Origin of the sequence: Neisseria sp. Marseille-Q2251 (assembly GCF_940793045.1) — a bacterium.
In the GTDB taxonomy this organism is placed as follows: domain Bacteria; phylum Pseudomonadota; class Gammaproteobacteria; order Burkholderiales; family Neisseriaceae; genus Neisseria.
Genome location: NZ_CALNWV010000002.1, coordinates 89,146 through 105,252, shown reverse-complemented (window position 1 = coordinate 105,252; position 16,107 = coordinate 89,146). Strand labels below are relative to the sequence as shown.

Here is a 16,107-nt window from a genome sequence, read left to right as displayed (position 1 = left end):
TAGCCGCGTCAGCTGTGTCCTTAGGTCATGGGGCGGCAAACCGTACCTCCGTTTGGATCGGCATACCGTTTACCGTGGCATTCAGACGACCTGGGTTCAGAGAAGTGGGGGAAACTTCCAATTCGCGTTTCCAAGTGTTGCCCGGCAGGACGTAGCCTGCCAGACCGCTTGCCAGCGTTAATGCGTCTTTGGCAGAGGTCGTCTGAAAAGTAATATTGCTCAATTGCGCATGGGCATTGCCCGTGTTTTCGGCAACCAAAACCGTTTTACCATTTTCCGCTTTTTCCGCACGCCATTGCAGCTTCGGTTCGGCATTGTTTTGAACGTTGACAAACAGCGGCAGCGAATAGCGCATCACCAACTGAATGCCTTTTTGCGGTTTCGCATTGGGTGAGGGCAGTTCGTCCACGATCAGGCGGTAGGCTTCTTCAGCCTGTTTGTCGGACGGTTTGACACGCATCACACGGAACTGCTGCTGCGCACCCGCTTCCAGTTTGACCATAGGCGGGCTGGCAATGACGGCATCGGTGGGTTCGAGAATCTCTCCGCCGTTTGCGTCCTGCGTCCAGCGGAATACACGTACCTGCGCCGTCAACGGCTCTTTACCCGTATTTCCCAAAGTAAAAATACCCGCCCGCTGTTTGGCGGGCAGGGAAAGCGATGTCGGACTGACTTGCAAGCCGGCGGCATGGCTTTGTAAAACCACTGCCGCCGTCAGCATACCGACAAGTGTGCTGATTGCTTTTTGCATGAGTATTTTTTAGTTGTTTTGTTTTGAGGGAGTAAACCGGATTAGTAGGTCAGGGTTACTTTGACTTGGTCGCGGTAGGTGTCGGGAGTTTTGTCAGACAATTTACCTTGGGGAATTTTCGCAAATACAGGAAGCATGATGGGTGTATCCAAGCCTTTACCAGTCAGAGAGAGAGAATCTCCTTCTTTGCCCCATTTCTTAGTTGAAATTCCACCAATCGTTTCATCGAGACCGGTTCCGGTAATTTCTGGTTTATAAAGTTGATACTCGATTTCATCTGTATTGGAGGCGCCTAACAAACCTTTCAACTTGCCACTGCCGTCTGCACTTTGTTGATTTTGAGGTTCTAAATGCACCTTGAATACGGTATTTTTACTGCAATTGACCTGGATGCCTTGTGTTGTTCCGCCAGAGTTGTTGCCTGTTAATTCAGCGCTGTTTTTTTGAGCTTTGTGTTCCCCAAAATCAATATCCGCTCCTGCAATCGGATCGGCAGAAGAGGCAATTGGAGTTGCCTGACCATGATTCACGACGAAGGTTTCGCAGGAGCCGGTCAATGTCAATTTGACATTGAAGAAATCTGAAGTGCCGCTGTTGATCGGTGCAGCCATTGCAGTGTTGCCCATCATCATGAGAGAAGCCAGAGCCAGAGAAGTTAAAGTAAAACGTGTTTTCATCGGATTTATCCTTAGTATGTGAGTTTAGATGTGTATTGACACAGTCTCCGTAATATTTCTGTGTGCCGGTTATACGGTAGGCTTTTATGCCTGAACGGTATATATGACATTATTATGATTTGTAATTATTGTTGCAACTGTTATTGTTTGGTATTTTATAAGTTCCTGTGTTTTTTGTAAATTTTTGTATTTAATTTTGTTGTGTTTTTGCAAAGATTTTATTTTATTCGGTATTTAATTTGGATAAGGGGTCGTCTGAAAGCGTTTAAAAGAAGCTTTGGTTTCTTGAAGTTGGCTTTCAGACGACCTTTGCAGATGTTTCGCAGTAGGTTTAGTTGTGTTTGGGAATTAGTGATGGGCAATGAAATGGTTTGACAGGTATTGTCGATGATGGGCTTGTCTTGTCTTCGCATATAAAAAGGTCGTCTGAAAATCTCGATTTGAGGTTTTCAGACGACCTTTGTGTTGGTTGCTATCAATCCGCCAGTCGTTTACAGGTTGGGATTGACGATGATTTTAACGGCGGATTCGTTGTTGTGAATCAGACGCTCGAAGCCTTCGGAAATCAGCTCGTCCAGCTTGATGCGCTGGGTGATGAAAGGTTCGAGGTTGATTTTGCCTTCTTCCACCAGTTTGATGGTTTCGGCGTGGTCGTTGCAGTAGGCGATGGTGCCGCGCACGTCCAGCTCTTTCATCACGACGCTGTGGACGTTGATGGTGGCGGGGTGGCTCCAAATGGATACGATGACGACTTTCGCAGTCGGGCGGCAGGCTTCGACCATGGTATCCAACACTTTGTTGACGCTGGTGCATTCGAATGCGACGTCCACGCCTTCACCGTTGGTCAGTTTTTTCACTTCTTCGACGACATCGACTTCGGACGGGTCGAGGATGTAGTCGGCAACGCCGGATTCACGGGCTTTATCTTTGCGCGCTTTGCTCAATTCGGTGATGATGACTTTGATGCCTTTGGCTTTCAATACAGCGGCAAGCAGCAAACCGATCGGACCTGCGCCACCGACCAATGCGACGTCGCCTGCTTTCGCGCCGCTGCGGACATAAGCGTGATGACCGACGGACAGAGGCTCAATCAAAGCGGCTTGGTCTAACGGGATTTTGTCGGAAATCGGATGCACCCAGCGGCGTTTGACGGCGATTTTTTCGGCAAGACCGCCACCGCAGCCGCCCAAGCCGATGAAGTTCATGTCTTTGGAGAGGTGGTAGTTGCTGCCTTCGCCTGTCGGTACGTCATCGCGGATGATGTAGGGTTCGACCACGACGTGTTGTCCGACTTTGATGTCGTCCACGCCTTCGCCGACGGCATAAACCACGCCGGAGAACTCGTGTCCCATCGTTACGGGTGCGGACTCGCCGGAAATCGGGTGCGGATGGCCGCAGGGTGGGATGAAAATCGGACCTTCCATAAATTCGTGCAGGTCGGTGCCGCAGATGCCGCACCAGGCGACGTTGATGCCGACGGTGCCGGGGGCGACGGTCGGTTCTGGGATGTCTTCGATGCGGATGTCGCCTTTATCGTAAAAACGTGCTGCTTTCATTGTAACGCTCCTTGTTTTTGTGGTGGGTAGGAAAGGTCGTCTGAAAGGTCGGACGGCTTTTCAGTAAAAGCGGGAAGGATGTGTGGGGCGTGTGATGAGGATATTGTTATTTAAATGATGCGGCAGGATGGTGTTTGCGAAGGATAGGCAACACAGGCTGCGCGATATGGCTTTGATATTTCGTTATTTTACTACATTTAGATGTGAATGATGTGTCGGATTGCGTAAAAACAAAGCAGGGCTTGTCCGCGGTCAAGTTTTGGATGAAGGGGCTTGAGGTATTCGTCAAAAAGATGCTGTCGGAAGGCGGGAGGATTATTGGGGGAAAATGGAAATTGTTGACAACGCAGGTATTGCTTATTGAATTAATCAAAATTTTATTGCGAAAAATTTTGAATATTAGAAATTTAAATATATAAAAACAGTCAGAATTTAATTTTTTGAAATAAAATTGCTTAAAGATGGCGGAAAGGCTTGTTTAAAACAGGTAAAGAAGGTAATCTATGCCTCGATTTATCTGAATTTGAAAGCAATAACAATGACCCAACAATACCCTACCGACGATATTAAGATTAGAGAAGTCAAAGAGCTGCTGCCACCGATTGCCCATTTGTACGAACTGCCGATTTCTGATGAAGCGGCGGGACTGGTACACCGCACACGTCATGAAATCGCCGATTTGGTTCACGGCAAGGACAACCGCCTGCTGGTGATTATCGGTCCGTGTTCCATCCACGACCCCAAAGCCGCCTTGGAATACGCCGAACGTTTGCTGGTGTTGCGCAAGAAATATGAAAAAGAATTGTTGATTGTGATGCGCGTGTATTTTGAAAAACCGCGCACGACGGTGGGCTGGAAAGGTCTGATTAACGATCCGCACTTGGACGGTACGTTCGACATCAACTATGGCCTGCGTCAGGCGCGCAGCTTGCTGCTGACGCTGAACAATATGGGCATGCCCGCTTCGACGGAGTTCCTCGATATGATTACGCCGCAATATTACGCGGACTTGATTTCTTGGGGCGCGATTGGTGCGCGGACGACAGAAAGTCAGGTACACCGTGAGCTCGCCAGCGGCCTGTCTTGTCCGGTCGGTTTCAAAAACGGTACGGACGGTAATCTGAAAATCGCCATCGATGCGATTGGCGCGGCAAGTCATCCGCATCATTTCCTGTCTGTAACCAAAGCGGGGCATTCCGCCATTGTGCATACCGGCGGCAATCCCGACTGCCACGTTATCCTGCGTGGCGGGAAAGAGCCGAATTACAGTAGCGAACACGTCAAATCGGCGGCGGAACAATTGATAAAAGCCGGTTTGTCGCCCAAGCTGATGGTCGATTGCAGCCACGCAAACAGCCGTAAAGATTACAGACGGCAGATGGAAGTTGCCCAAGATGTTGCCGCGCAACTGGAAAACGGCGAAGACAATATTATGGGCGTGATGGTGGAAAGCCATTTGGTCGAAGGAAGACAGGACAAGCCCGAGGTTTACGGGCAAAGCATTACCGATGCCTGCATCGGCTGGGATACCACCGAAGAAATGCTCGCGATTTTGGCTGCGGCAAACCGTAAACGGGTCGCGCCTTAAATCGGTTTGTGTGGCGAAAAAGAGGTCGTCTGAAAAGTCTGTGTGTGGGTAAAAACAGACAGTTTCAGACGACCTTTTATTTAATTTGTCTGATTTATCGGATTATGGTTTTTTCTAACTGTCCGCCTGTTAAGTTATCCTAGTTTAAAATGACTTTACTTATTGGAATAAATATTAATGACTTGATGTGACATACTTTCGTCACTGAGTTAACCCACAACGGAGAACACACCATGAGCAAGTCTTTCTTGACTAAAACTTTGACCTTGATCGCCATTGCTACTTCTCTGAGTGCATGTGCGGGTATGACCCAAACACAACGCAATACTGCTACTGGCGCGGTATTGGGCGGTGTAGCGGGTAACTTGATCGGTGGCGATACCGGCTCTACTTTGGGCGGCGCTGCATTAGGCGGCGTCATCGGCAGCCAAGTCCACAGACATCGTTAATTTTTAAAACGATAAAAGCCGGTCGGACCTTAAATAGGTTCGGCCGGCTTTTTTTATTGGGCGTGATTGAATCAGAAAAATGTTTGCGCAAGGTTGGGGAGAGTTCAAAATTATGGATTGCTTTTCTGTGGGTTGGGCGAGTATGCCGGTTTGTTGTCAGGCGAACGCGTCTCCGCGCATTCTCCGCTATCAAACACCAACACCTTCTCCGGCCAGCGCAATGCCGCCAGCCTGAACTGTTCGGGACGGTATTTCTGCGGGAATTTCCTTGCCCGCCAGCTTGCGCCTATCGAGAAATCGACGCAGAACACGTTGCGCCGCGCCCCGTGCCAGACATCCGGCTGCGGCGGCAGCAACAGCCGTTCGGCGGCAACGGTGGCGGGAGACGGCTGCCAACTGCGCCAATAATGGCCGATAACGACGGGCTTATCGTCGCGGTAGTCGTCCCACCACGCGCAACGGGTCGTACCGCGCCAGCGTCCGCCGGCGTAAAACGGCTTGTCCGCCAAACGCTCCACGCCGCTGGTGAGGGCGCGTATCGGATGCAGGCGGCTGCGTTCGAGTTCGTATCGCGCCGTGGCGGGCATGGGCGGCGGCGCATGGTCGGGATTTTCCGCCTGCGGGGCGTAATGCGCCTGTTCGTAGAGGTAGTCGGGATACCAAGAGGCCGTCTGAAGGCGGTGTTTCAACTCGGCATCGAAGCGGCGGTATTGCGCGGTCAGGCTTTCGCCCTTTGCTTCTTCGAGGCGTTCAATTTGCGGCGGCAGCCAGGCGGCGTGGACGATGCGCAGGTCTTCGCGCTCCAGCAGCAGCGGCTGTTCGGCAAGCCATGCGCGCAATTCGTTTTTTTCTTTCTCTTCCACGCAATGCCACGGCGCGTAATGGGCGTCTTTTTCGGCGCGGACATCGAAAAACCAGCCGGAGCCGTCTTTCGGGTCGTCGGCAAGGATGTTCAATTCGTGGTTGCCCAAAACCATCCATGCCCATCCGCGTTCGTAAGCCTGTTTGAACCACGCCAGCATCGCGGGGCTGTCGGGGCCGCGGTCGCACAAATCGCCGACGAACACCAGCCGCCGCCCGTGCGGATGGAAACCGTCGTCGCGGTAGCCGAGCCGGTGCAGCAGCGATTGAAAGGCGGCAAATTCGCCGTGAACGTCGCCGACAATGTCCAGCGGCGTATCGGGCAGGGATTGGCGGTATTGATAGGACATGATGGTCGGAGAGGCCGTCTGAAAATTGGGATTCCCAAGTTTTCAGACGACCTCGGGCAGTTTCAAGAAGTTTTCGCGGTAGTAACGCATTTCCTCGATGCTTTCGAGAATATCGTCCAAAGCCTGATGCGAACCACGTTTCACCACGCCTTTGGCAACGGGCGGATTCCAACGCTTGGCGAGTTCTTTCAGGGTGGATACGTCCAGATTGCGGTAGTGGAAATATGCCTCGAGGCGCGGCATGTATTTGACCATGAAGCGGCGGTCTTGATGGATGGAATTGCCGCACATCGGCGTGGCTTTTTCGGGAATCCATTGCGCGATAAAGTCGAGCAGTTTTTGTTCCACTTCGGCTTCAGTGAGTTGCGATTCGCGCACGCGCTGCGTCAGCCCCGTGCGGCCGTGGGTGGCGGTGTTCCATGCGTCCATGCCGTCGAGCAGTTCGTCACTTTGGTGGACGACATAAACTTCGGACTGCGCCAAGACGTTCAAATCGGAGTCGGTGATAATCATGGCAACTTCGATGATGCGTTCGCGTTCGGGGTCAAGCCCGGTCATTTCCATGTCGAGCCAGCAGAGGTTGCTTGCGTTTTGAGTCATTTCAGACGACCTTTCGTCGGTTTAAAACAATGGGCAGTATTATAGTGGATTAACTTTAAATCAGGATAAGGCAAAGCGAGCGCGTAAATATAGTGGATTAAATTTAAATCAGGAAAAGGCGACGAAGCCGCAGACAGTACAGATAGTACGACAAGGCGAGGCAACGCCGTACTGGTTTAAAGTTAATCCACTATAAATAGTCGTCTGAAAACCAATGCGGTGGGTTTGCTCTATCGTTTCAGACGACTATTTTCATCAGGGGAGGATTCGTGGGCAAAGCCCACGCTACGGGTTGTCGCGGTTGAGTTTAAACCGTTTCAAATAATATAAGGTCGTCTGAAAACCAATGCGGCGGTTTTGCTCTATCGTTTCAGACGACTATTTTTATCAGAGGAAGATTCGCGGGCGAAGCCCACGCTACGGGTTGTCGCGGTTAAGTTTAAACCGCTTCAAATAATAAAAGGTCGTCTGAAAACCGTTTTCAGACGACCTCTTTGCCGTTTTATTTCACTTTCGATTCAAATCAGAACAAGCCGTGGATCACGCCGTCTGCGTCCACGTCGATTTTCTCGGCGGCGGGGACTTTGGGCAGACCGGGCATTTTCATCATGTTGCCGCACAGGGCGACGATGAAGCCTGCGCCGGCGGAAACGGTGATGCCGCGCACAGTGATGCGGAAGCCTTCGGGGCAGCCCAAAAGTTTGGCGTTGTCGCTCAGGGAATATTGGGTTTTCGCCATGCAGACGGGCATTTTGTCCAAGCCCAGTTTTTCCAGCGAGGCGATTTCGGCGGATGCTTCCGCGCTGAAATCGACGTCTTCCGCGCCGTACACTTTTTGGGCGATGGTGCGGATTTTGTCTTTGATGCTCAACTCGACATCGTAGGCGAAGCGGAAGTTATTGGGTTGGTTGTCGATGGCGTTGACGACCTTGCGCGCTAAATCCGCGCCGCCCGCGCCGCCTTTGCCCCACACCTCGGTCAGGGAAACTTCGACGCCGTGTTCGGCGCAGGCTTTTTCAATCATGGCCAACTCGGCATCGGAGTCGGACACGAAGCGGTTGATGGCGACGACGACGGGCAGGCCGAATACGTTTTTCAAGTTGGAAATGTGTTTCAGCAGGTTGGGCAGGCCTTTTGCCAAGGCTTCGAGGTTTTCTTCGCCGAGGTTGGCGCGTTCTACGCCGCCGTTGTATTTCAAGGCGCGGACAGTGGCGACGACGACGGCTGCGTCGGGTTTCAAACCGGCAAGGCGGCATTTGATGTCGCAGAATTTTTCCGCGCCCAAATCCGCGCCGAAGCCTGCTTCGGTTACGGCGTAATCGGCAAGGTGTTTCGCCAGTCGGGTGGCGGTAACGGAGTTGCAGCCGTGGGCGATGTTGGCGAAGGGGCCGCCGTGTACGAAGGCGGGCGTGCCTTCGATGGTTTGCACCAAGTTGGGCTTGATGGCGTCTTTGAGCAATGCCGCCATCGCGCCGTGGGCTTTCAAATCTTTGGCGTAAACAGGGCTGCCGTCTTTGGCGTAGGCGACGAGGATGTTGCCCAAACGCTCTTTCAAATCGCTGATGTCTTTGGCAAGACAGAATACCGCCATCACTTCGGAGGCGACGGTAATGTCAAAGCCGTCAGGACGCATCACGCCGTCAACAGGTTTGCCCATACCGTCGATGATGTTGCGCAACTGGCGGTCGTTCATATCGACCACGCGCCGCCACAGGACGCGTTTGGGGTCGATGTTCAATTCGTTGCCTTGGTAGATGTGGTTGTCGAGCATGGCGGCGAGCAGGTTGTTCGCCGCACCGATGGCGTGGAAGTCGCCGGTGAAGTGCAGGTTGATGTCTTCCATCGGCAAAACTTGGGCATAGCCGCCGCCCGCCGCGCCGCCCTTGACGCCGAACACAGGCCCCAAAGAAGGTTCGCGCAGGGCGATAACGGCGTCTTTGCCGATGTGGCGCAACGCGTCCGCCAAACCGATGGTCACGGTGGTTTTGCCTTCGCCCGCCGGAGTCGGGTTGATGGCGGTAACCAAAATCAGACGGCCTTGTTTTTGCGGCAGTTTGAACGCCTCGGCAGGATTGATTTTGGCTTTGTAATGGCCGTAGGGTTCGATATTGTCCACGTTCAAACCCAGCTTGGCGGCAATTTCGCCAATCGGACGCATGGTGGAAGATTGGGCGATTTCGGCATCGGTTTTGAAGCTCATGATTTTCCTTTACTGAATGGAGAAGAAAAAGAGGAGGGTCGTCTGAAAGCCCATCGGAAAGACAAACGCTGATGGATTCAAAAGAATATTAGGCATATTATAGCGTTATCTGAGAATGAATCGCAGTGAAAAATTCGATAATTCAACAAAAATACGGTTCATATTGTTGACAATCCACAAGAGAAACGGACAAACATGGGCAGCAACGCATGGCTTTTCTGGGCATTGGCATCCGCAGGCTTCGCCTCGCTGACGGCGATTTTCGCCAAAATGGGTTTGCAGGGCATCGATTCGGATTTCGCCACCTTCATCCGTACGCTGGTCATCCTCGCCGCGCTGGTCTTGTTCCTGACCTATACCGGCAAATGGCAGGGCGTGAACGGGTTCACCGGAAGAAACTGGACATTCCTGATTCTCTCCGGACTCGCCACCGGCGCATCCTGGCTCGCCTACTTCAAAGCCCTGCAACTGGGCAACGCCTCGCAAGTCGCCCCCGTCGATAAATTCAGCCTGGTTTTGGTCGCGCTGATGGCGGTGGTCTTCTTGGACGAACGCCCCAGCACGCAGGAATGGGTAGGCTTGGGACTGGTTACGGCGGGGGTGTTGACGCTGGCTTTGAAACGGTAGGGCTGAATGATTTTTCAGACGACCTTCTACGCCAAGAGGTCGTCTGAAAATATTGTGCTGCAAATAGGGCTGAAGGCTTGCCGTCATTTGCAGCGATGGTTTTGTGTATAGTGGATTAAATTTAAACCAGTACGGCGTTACCTAGCCTTAGCTCAAAGAGAACGATTCTCTAAGGTGCTGAAGCACCAAGTGAATCGGTTCCGTACTATTTGTAGTGTCTGCGGCTTCGTCGCCTTGTCCTGATTTTTGTTAATCCACTATAAAATGAATCGAGTCAAACAAAAGGTCGTCTGAAAAACAAAATGTTCAGACGACCTTTTTGTCGCTCCGTTTTCAACATTCCACAACGCGGACGGATACGGGGACGGCTTTTTTCTGTAGGGTAATGGCGAGTCCGGCAAGCGAGGTTTCTTTGTAGGTGGACTTCATGTCGCGCCCTGTTTGCAGCATGGTTTGGATGACTTCGTCGAGCGAGACTTTTTTGTCCGTGCCGTCTTCCAGCAGGGCGAGGGTGCCGAGTTTGAGGGCTTTTTCGGCGGCGATACCGTTGCGTTCGATGCAGGGGATTTGCACCAGTCCGCCGACGGGGTCGCAGGTCAGACCCAAATGGTGTTCCATCGCCATTTCGGCGGCGTTTTCCACTTGTTTGGGCGTGCCGCCGATGACTTCGGCGTATGCGCCCGCCGCCATCGAGCAGGCGACACCGACTTCGCCTTGGCAGCCGACGTCCGCGCCGGAAATGGAAGCGTTGGTTTTGTAGAGGATGCCGATGGCGCCTGCGGTGAGCAGGAAGTTTTCGACGCGTTCTTGTGTGGCGTGCGGGTTGAACTTGCGGAAGTAGTGCAGGACGGCGGGGATGATGCCGGCGGCGCCGTTGGTCGGGGCGGTCACGACGCGTCCACCGGCGGCGTTTTCTTCATTGACCGCCATGGCGTAAACCATGGGCCAAAGCTGGGTGTTGACGATTTCGGTTTCGCGCAGGGCTTTGAGTTTGGCGGCGAGTTGCGGAGCGCGGCGACGGACGTTCAAGCCGCCGGGCAGTTCGCCGTCTGCTGCCAGCCCGCGTTTGATGCAGCCTTCCATAACGTCGGCAACGCCGGCAACGCGGCGGCGGATTTCGGCTTCGCTGCAACCGGCAAGCGCGGCTTCGTTTGCCAACACGGCTTCGGAAATGTCGAGCTGGTTCATGCGGCATTGGGCGAGCAGTTCGGCGCAGCTGGTGTAGGGGTAGGGGACTTGGCGCGTTTGTTCGGCTTGTTGGTCAAACTCTTGATCGGTAACGATAAAGCCGCCGCCGACGGAGTAGTAAATTTGTTCTTTGAGTTTGCCGCTGTCTTTGCCGTAGGCGGTGAAATTCAGCCCGTTCGGGTGTTTGGGCAATACTTGGTCGCCGCGTATGTTTAGGTCGCGGTCGGGGGTGAAGCTGATTTCGTGTCCGTTGAGGCGGAGGATGTGTTGCGTGCGGATGCGTTCGAGGCGGTCGGGGATATCGGCAAGGGGGATGTCGTGCGGCAGGCTGCCTTCCAAGCCGAGCAGGAGGGCGTCGAATGTGCCGTGTCCGCGTCCTGTCAGCGCCAGCGAGCCGTAAATGTCGATGACGATGCGCTCGGTTTGCGCGTCCAGCCCTGATTGTTTGAGGTCGTCTGAAAAGGCGGCGGCGGCTTTCATGGGGCCGACGGTGTGGGAGCTGGAGGGGCCGATGCCGATTTTGAAAATGTCGAAAATGCTGATCATGATGTGTTTTCCCTCAATGTTGGCTGTTTGTGTGGCGGAATGCGGATATTGGCGCAAAAACCGGTTGGGCTGTATGTCCGCTGTTGTTGGTTTGTCGAGTGTTTTTAGAAGATTGAAAGTTTGCGTATTTTAGCCTTTTTTGTCGGACGGATGAACAAGACCGCCGTTGCGTACAAGGTCGTCTGAACGTTTCTGCTTCGGCTAATGCCGCGCACTCTCGCCGTCGCAAAAGTATACGGCATTATCCTGTTTTACAGGGTGGGCGGATAGTGGGGTGGGTGGTTTGTATAGTGGATTAAATTTAAACCAGTACGGCGTTGCCTCGCCTTGCCGTACTATTTGTACTGTCTGCGGCTTCGTCGCCTTGTCCTAGTTTAAATTTAATCCACTATAACGGATTTGTGCGGTTTGCCGAGCGTAGAAAGAATTGATGAGGTCGTCTGAAACCTTGTTTGTGCTTGAAACGGGGTAAAACAGGATTTCAGACGACCTTGTTGTATCGGCGCGTTGCACGGTTCAGCCTAATGCAAACAATTCGCGGCCGTGGGCTTTCAGCCATGTTTTGGCGGCTTGGGTGTGCGGGGTGAGGCGGTTGACGGTTGCCCAAAACTGCGGGCTGTGGTCGGGGTGGGGCAGATGGCAGAGTTCGTGGATGCAGATGTAGTCTGCGACGTAATCGGGTGCGCCGATGAGCCGCCAGTTGAGGCGGATACCGGTGGTGTGGCGGCAGACGCCCCAGAAGGTTTTGGCGTTGGAGAGGGCGGTCGCGGCGGGAATGAGGGCGGTGGCGCGGGCGTGGTGTTCGAGGCGCGGCAGCAGGTATTCGCCGGCGCGTTCGTGCAGGAAGCGGCGCAGGTGGGTCAGTTGGGCGGCGGTTTCTTTTTCGGGCAGTAGGATTTCAGACGACCTGATTTGGATGTGGCTGCCGCTGTGGACGGACAGGGTCGTCTGAACGCCTTGATACCAAATCCATTCGGGGAGGATGTCGGCGGATGCGGCGGCGGTCGGGGTTTTGGCGAGGGTGCGGCGCAACAGGGGTTCGTTGTCGGTCAGCCATTGGGCGAGAAAGCGATGGCTGACAAACGGGGGAACGTTGATGCTGACGGTATCGCGGGATACGGGGCGCAGGATGAGGTTTTTCTTGGCGCTGCGTTTGAGCCGGATTCGGATGGACTGACCGTCTGAAAGGGTGTGGGCGTAGTGTTGGGGCATGGATTGGGTTAATGCTGGGGCAAATCTGCGTTTTCAGACGACCTTTGCGACGGCAAACGGTCCTTTTCCTTCAATCAGGGGTTGTTGCGTTTCAATCCGTTTTTCGCATTCCGCCATCAATTCGGCTTCGGTGCCGCTGCCGTGGGGGATAACGGGGTGGATGACGACGGTGATGGTGCCGGGGTGTTTGAGGAAGGCGTTTTTCGGCCAAAATTCGCCGCTGTTGAGGGAGACGGGGACGATGTCCATTTCAAACATTTTCGCCATGCGCGCGCCACCGAGTTTGTAGCGGCCTTTTTCGCCGGGCGGCAGGCGTGTGCCTTCGGGGAAGATGGTGATCCAGTAGCCTTCGTTTTTGCGCGCCATGCCTTGTTCCATCAGCTGTCTGTTGGCTTCGCGGCTGTTGCTGCGGTCTATGCCTATGGTTTTGACGAGTTTCAGACCCCAGCCGAAAAAGGGGATTTTGAACAGTTCGCGTTTGGCGACGTAAACCTGCGGCGGAAAGATTTCTTGCAGGGCGAGGGTTTCCCAGCCGCTTTGGTGTTTGGCGCAGATGATGGAGGGGCGGTCGGGGATGTTTTCGGCACCGATAAGATGGTATTTGAGTCCGATGATGTGTTTGAGCGACCAATTGAGGATGCGTACCCAGATTTGCGCCATTTTGTGCGCGCCGCCTTGGACGGGCAGGGCGAGGAGCATGAAGGGGAAAAGTAAAATCAGGCTGGTGCTGAGGATGAACCAGTAGGTCAGGTTGCGGATGAGGAGCATGTTTTTACCTGTCGGATGGGTCGTCTGAAATCTTGTTCGGGCTGGAAACGGGGCAAAACATGATTTCAGACGACCTTGTGTATTTATGGGTTTGCCTGTCCGTCTGCACAGTCTTGCGCGGTTTCGTGCATGATGTATTGGGAGAAGGCGAGCAGGTTGTCGAAGATTTGGGTGTTTTCGGGCAATTCTTTTTCCTGTTGCGACAGGGTTTTCTTGCCTTTTCCGGTCAGGACGAGCGCGGTTTTGCCGCCCGCTTCGTGCATGGCTTGGAGGTCGCGCAGGCTGTCGCCGACCAGCCAGGTTTCGGCGGGGTTGGCTTTGAAGCGTTCGAGGATGTCGTAAATCATGCCGGGCTTGGGTTTGCGGCAGTCGCAGTTGTCGGCGGCGGTGTGCGGGCAGAACCAGATACCGTCGATTTCTCCGCCCGCCTGACGGACGAGGCGGTGCATTTTCGCGTGCATTTCGGTCAGGTCTTGGACGGTAAAATATTTGCGTCCGATGCCGGATTGGTTGGTAGCGACGGCGATGTTGTAGCCTGCCTGCGTCAGGAAGGCGATGGCGTCCATGCTGCCTTCGATGGGTATCCATTCGTCTACGGATTTGACGAAGTCGTCACGGTCTTGGTTGATGACGCCGTCGCGGTCGAGGATGATGAGTTTCACGGTTGCTCTCCGGCAGGGGATGCCAAATTGTTTTTCCATTGCTCAAACGCTGCTTGGAAGACGGGTTTGAGGCGTCTGTAGATTTCGGGGGTGTTGGGGACGTGGTAGAAGCCGCCGAGCGACGGGGTATCGAGGGTGCGGACGTAGTCTTCTAAAAATGCGCCGTAGCCGTCTTCTTCATTGTCGTAGTAATAGGAGGTGAATTTCTGCCCTTGTTCGGTGAAGTCGTCGGGCGTGAGCGCGCCGTCCATGTGTTTGAGCAGGAAGCGGCGGCCGCTGGTTCTGCCTTTGAGCATGTTGGCGAAATCTTCCGCACTTTCGGGGGCGGTTTGCCAAACGGGATTCGCCAGCCCTGCCTGTGCTGCCCATATCCAGTACATGCCGATATGCGTGGCGGCATTTTCGGACGGCAGGCCTTCGGGATATTCTTCGTCTAGGTGGAAGCGGATGTTGTCGTACATGGACGGTCGTGTGCTGTGATTCGGAGGGTGTTTATTGTAACGGAAAACGGGAGAGGTCGTCTGAAATCTGTTTTCAGACGACCTTCGGGGTGTCGATTTGCTTGTCAGCCTTTAAACACGGGGACGAGTTCGAGTTGGCTCAATACCTGCGCGGCGATGTTGATGACGCCGAAGAGGAAAACCCAAACCATCAGCCCGAATCCGCCGTAAATCTTGTAGTTTTTGCCTGTGCCGAATTTTTGGCGCGAACGGTAGAGCAGGATGGCGGGGATGATGCCGGTCCAAATGGTAGCCGCCAGACCGACGTAGCCGATGGCGGTAACGAAGCCGGTGGGGAACAGCAGGCAGGAAATCAGGGGCGGCAGGAAGGTGAGGGCGGCGGTTTTGGTGCGGCCGGACACGCTGTCGTTCCATTTGAAGATGTCGGCGATGTAGTCAAAGAGGCCGAGCGTTACGCCGAGGAAGGAAGTGGCAATCGCCATATAGGAGAAGAAGGTCAACACTTTGTCCATGCTGCCGGTTTGGGTGAACTTGGACAGGGCTTCGATGAGGACGGAGACTTTCCCTTCGGTGGCAATCACGGGGGCGAACTCGCTGCGCGGCAAGTTGCCTTGGATGGCGATTTGCCACAGGACGTAAATCACTAGCGCGACCAACGTACCTGCCCAAATGGATTTGGCGACTTTGCGCGCATCGCCTTTAAAGTATTTGAACAGGCTGGAGACGTTGCCGTGGAAGCCGAAGGACGTGAGGCAGACGGGCAGGGCGGTAGCGGCGTAAATCCAGTAGCTGGTACCTGCGGGGGCTTGGGTGTCGAAGAGGATGGGCAGTTTGACATCGGCAATCAGCCCGCCGGTCGCCCAGATGAAAGTCAGCACCATGCCGCCGATGAGGATGGAGGTGAAACGGTCCACTAGGCGGGCGGATGCCCATACGCAGGTAGCGAAAATCAGGAAGAAGGCGAGTTGTCCGAAGGTCAGAGGGATTTTTACACCGAACGTGCTGCCCAGTCCTTTGGCGGTCAAGTCGCCGCCAACGAAGATGTAGGCGTAGGTGAGCAGGTATAAAACGAAGGCGACAGCGATGCCGTTGATGGCGTTCCAAGTCGGGCCGAGCAGGTCTTTGACCATGGTGTCGAAGCTGGCGCCGTGCGGATAGTGGGTGTTGACTTCAAGGATCATCAGACCGCTGGAGAGCATGGAAAACCAAGTATAGAGCAACACAATCAGCGAGACTGTAAACCAAACGCCGGAGGTGGCGGTCGGGTTGGCAAGCATACCTGCGCCGATAACCGTACCGGCGATAATCATGGCGCCGCCGAAAAGCGACGGGGTTTTGACGGACATGAAATTCTCCTCGGAAAAACAGTCCGCCATTATGCCGTAAAGTGTAAGGATTGGTAAGGAGGTCGTCTGAAAACTTTGTTTCGAGCTTTTCAGGCGACCTCGTTGCATTCCGATACTCTAAATCCATTATCGCCTCGATACGACAGGATTCGTGGGCAAAGCCCACGCTACGCCGTCGAAAGCATGCAAAGTTGGGGAAACCCTTAGCGGGAGTTGTTGTGTTGGTTTGTGGGATAACAATCGTAGCGTGGGCTTTGCCTACGAG

Annotated in this window: 15 protein-coding genes and 1 pseudogene; 3 read left to right on the top strand and 13 right to left on the bottom strand. The window is 53.9% G+C overall.

Annotated features, from left to right (window positions below):
* Positions 1–25 precede the first annotated feature (25 nt).
* The 3 genes from AAG834_RS01725 to AAG834_RS01715 form a co-directional block, all read right to left on the bottom strand.
* Positions 26–751 carry a fimbrial biogenesis chaperone gene (locus AAG834_RS01725; protein WP_342031065.1) on the bottom strand — a complete coding sequence of 242 codons (726 nt, stop codon included), beginning with the start codon at positions 749–751 and terminating at the stop codon, positions 26–28.
* A 41-nt stretch (positions 752–792) separates the two neighbouring features.
* Entirely contained in the window at positions 793–1,428 is a 636-nt protein-coding gene (locus AAG834_RS01720; protein ID WP_049229376.1) for a spore coat protein U domain-containing protein, read from the bottom strand.
* 491 nt (positions 1,429–1,919) lie between these two features.
* Positions 1,920–2,984, bottom strand: a complete 1,065-nt coding sequence (locus AAG834_RS01715) for a 2,3-butanediol dehydrogenase (RefSeq protein ID WP_146736444.1) — start codon at positions 2,982–2,984, stop codon at positions 1,920–1,922.
* A gap of 538 nt (positions 2,985–3,522) precedes the next feature.
* On the opposite strand from AAG834_RS01715, the gene aroG reads away from it, so the two are divergent.
* On the top strand, positions 3,523–4,572 hold the full coding sequence (gene aroG, locus AAG834_RS01710) for a 3-deoxy-7-phosphoheptulonate synthase AroG (RefSeq protein WP_342031064.1): 1,050 nt from the start codon (positions 3,523–3,525) through the stop codon (positions 4,570–4,572).
* A 233-nt stretch (positions 4,573–4,805) separates the two neighbouring features.
* Positions 4,806–5,021, top strand: coding sequence for a glycine zipper 2TM domain-containing protein (locus AAG834_RS01705; RefSeq protein ID WP_003761681.1), 216 nt, complete (start codon positions 4,806–4,808; stop codon positions 5,019–5,021).
* 110 nt (positions 5,022–5,131) lie between these two features.
* Here the strand turns inward: AAG834_RS01705 and AAG834_RS01700 are convergent, their stop codons facing one another.
* From AAG834_RS01700 to AAG834_RS01685, 3 genes are all read right to left on the bottom strand, one after another.
* Positions 5,132–6,232, bottom strand: coding sequence for a metallophosphoesterase (locus AAG834_RS01700; RefSeq protein WP_342031063.1), 1,101 nt, complete (start codon positions 6,230–6,232; stop codon positions 5,132–5,134).
* Positions 6,233–6,274: 42 nt separating this feature from the next.
* The gene (gene orn, locus AAG834_RS01695; protein ID WP_342031062.1) at positions 6,275–6,832 is read right to left on the bottom strand and encodes an oligoribonuclease; all 558 of its coding nucleotides are present in this window, start codon (positions 6,830–6,832) and stop codon (positions 6,275–6,277) included.
* A 523-nt stretch (positions 6,833–7,355) separates the two neighbouring features.
* Positions 7,356–9,032 (bottom strand): formate--tetrahydrofolate ligase, encoded by a 1,677-nt coding sequence (locus AAG834_RS01685; protein ID WP_342031061.1) that lies wholly within the window; start codon positions 9,030–9,032, stop codon positions 7,356–7,358.
* Between the two features lie 195 nt (positions 9,033–9,227).
* On the opposite strand from AAG834_RS01685, the gene AAG834_RS01680 reads away from it, so the two are divergent.
* Positions 9,228–9,659, top strand: a complete 432-nt coding sequence (locus tag AAG834_RS01680) for an EamA family transporter (protein WP_003776540.1) — start codon at positions 9,228–9,230, stop codon at positions 9,657–9,659.
* Positions 9,660–9,992: 333 nt separating this feature from the next.
* Here AAG834_RS01680 and AAG834_RS01675 read toward each other — a convergent pair whose 3' ends face one another.
* From AAG834_RS01675 to AAG834_RS01645, 7 genes and pseudogenes are all read right to left on the bottom strand, one after another.
* Positions 9,993–11,393 carry an L-serine ammonia-lyase gene (locus AAG834_RS01675; RefSeq protein ID WP_342031060.1) on the bottom strand — a complete coding sequence of 467 codons (1,401 nt, stop codon included), beginning with the start codon at positions 11,391–11,393 and terminating at the stop codon, positions 9,993–9,995.
* 285 nt (positions 11,394–11,678) lie between these two features.
* Positions 11,679–11,792, bottom strand: a pseudogene (locus AAG834_RS01670) (IS5/IS1182 family transposase); the annotation flags it as partial.
* Between the two features lie 117 nt (positions 11,793–11,909).
* Positions 11,910–12,605, bottom strand: coding sequence for a M48 family metallopeptidase (locus AAG834_RS01665; protein ID WP_342031059.1), 696 nt, complete (start codon positions 12,603–12,605; stop codon positions 11,910–11,912).
* A 33-nt stretch (positions 12,606–12,638) separates the two neighbouring features.
* Entirely contained in the window at positions 12,639–13,373 is a 735-nt protein-coding gene (locus tag AAG834_RS01660) for a lysophospholipid acyltransferase family protein (RefSeq protein WP_342031058.1), read from the bottom strand.
* Positions 13,374–13,456: 83 nt separating this feature from the next.
* Positions 13,457–14,035 (bottom strand): D-glycero-beta-D-manno-heptose 1,7-bisphosphate 7-phosphatase, encoded by a 579-nt coding sequence (gmhB, locus tag AAG834_RS01655; RefSeq protein ID WP_107842800.1) that lies wholly within the window; start codon positions 14,033–14,035, stop codon positions 13,457–13,459.
* A complete protein-coding gene (locus AAG834_RS01650) occupies positions 14,032–14,496 on the bottom strand; it encodes a DUF7832 domain-containing protein (protein ID WP_342031057.1) in 465 nt (154 codons plus the stop codon). The genes gmhB and AAG834_RS01650 overlap by 4 nt, the downstream gene beginning before the upstream one ends.
* Positions 14,497–14,600: 104 nt before the next feature.
* Positions 14,601–15,842, bottom strand: a complete 1,242-nt coding sequence (locus AAG834_RS01645; protein ID WP_342031056.1) for an aromatic amino acid transporter — start codon at positions 15,840–15,842, stop codon at positions 14,601–14,603.
* Positions 15,843–16,107 lie beyond the last annotated feature (265 nt).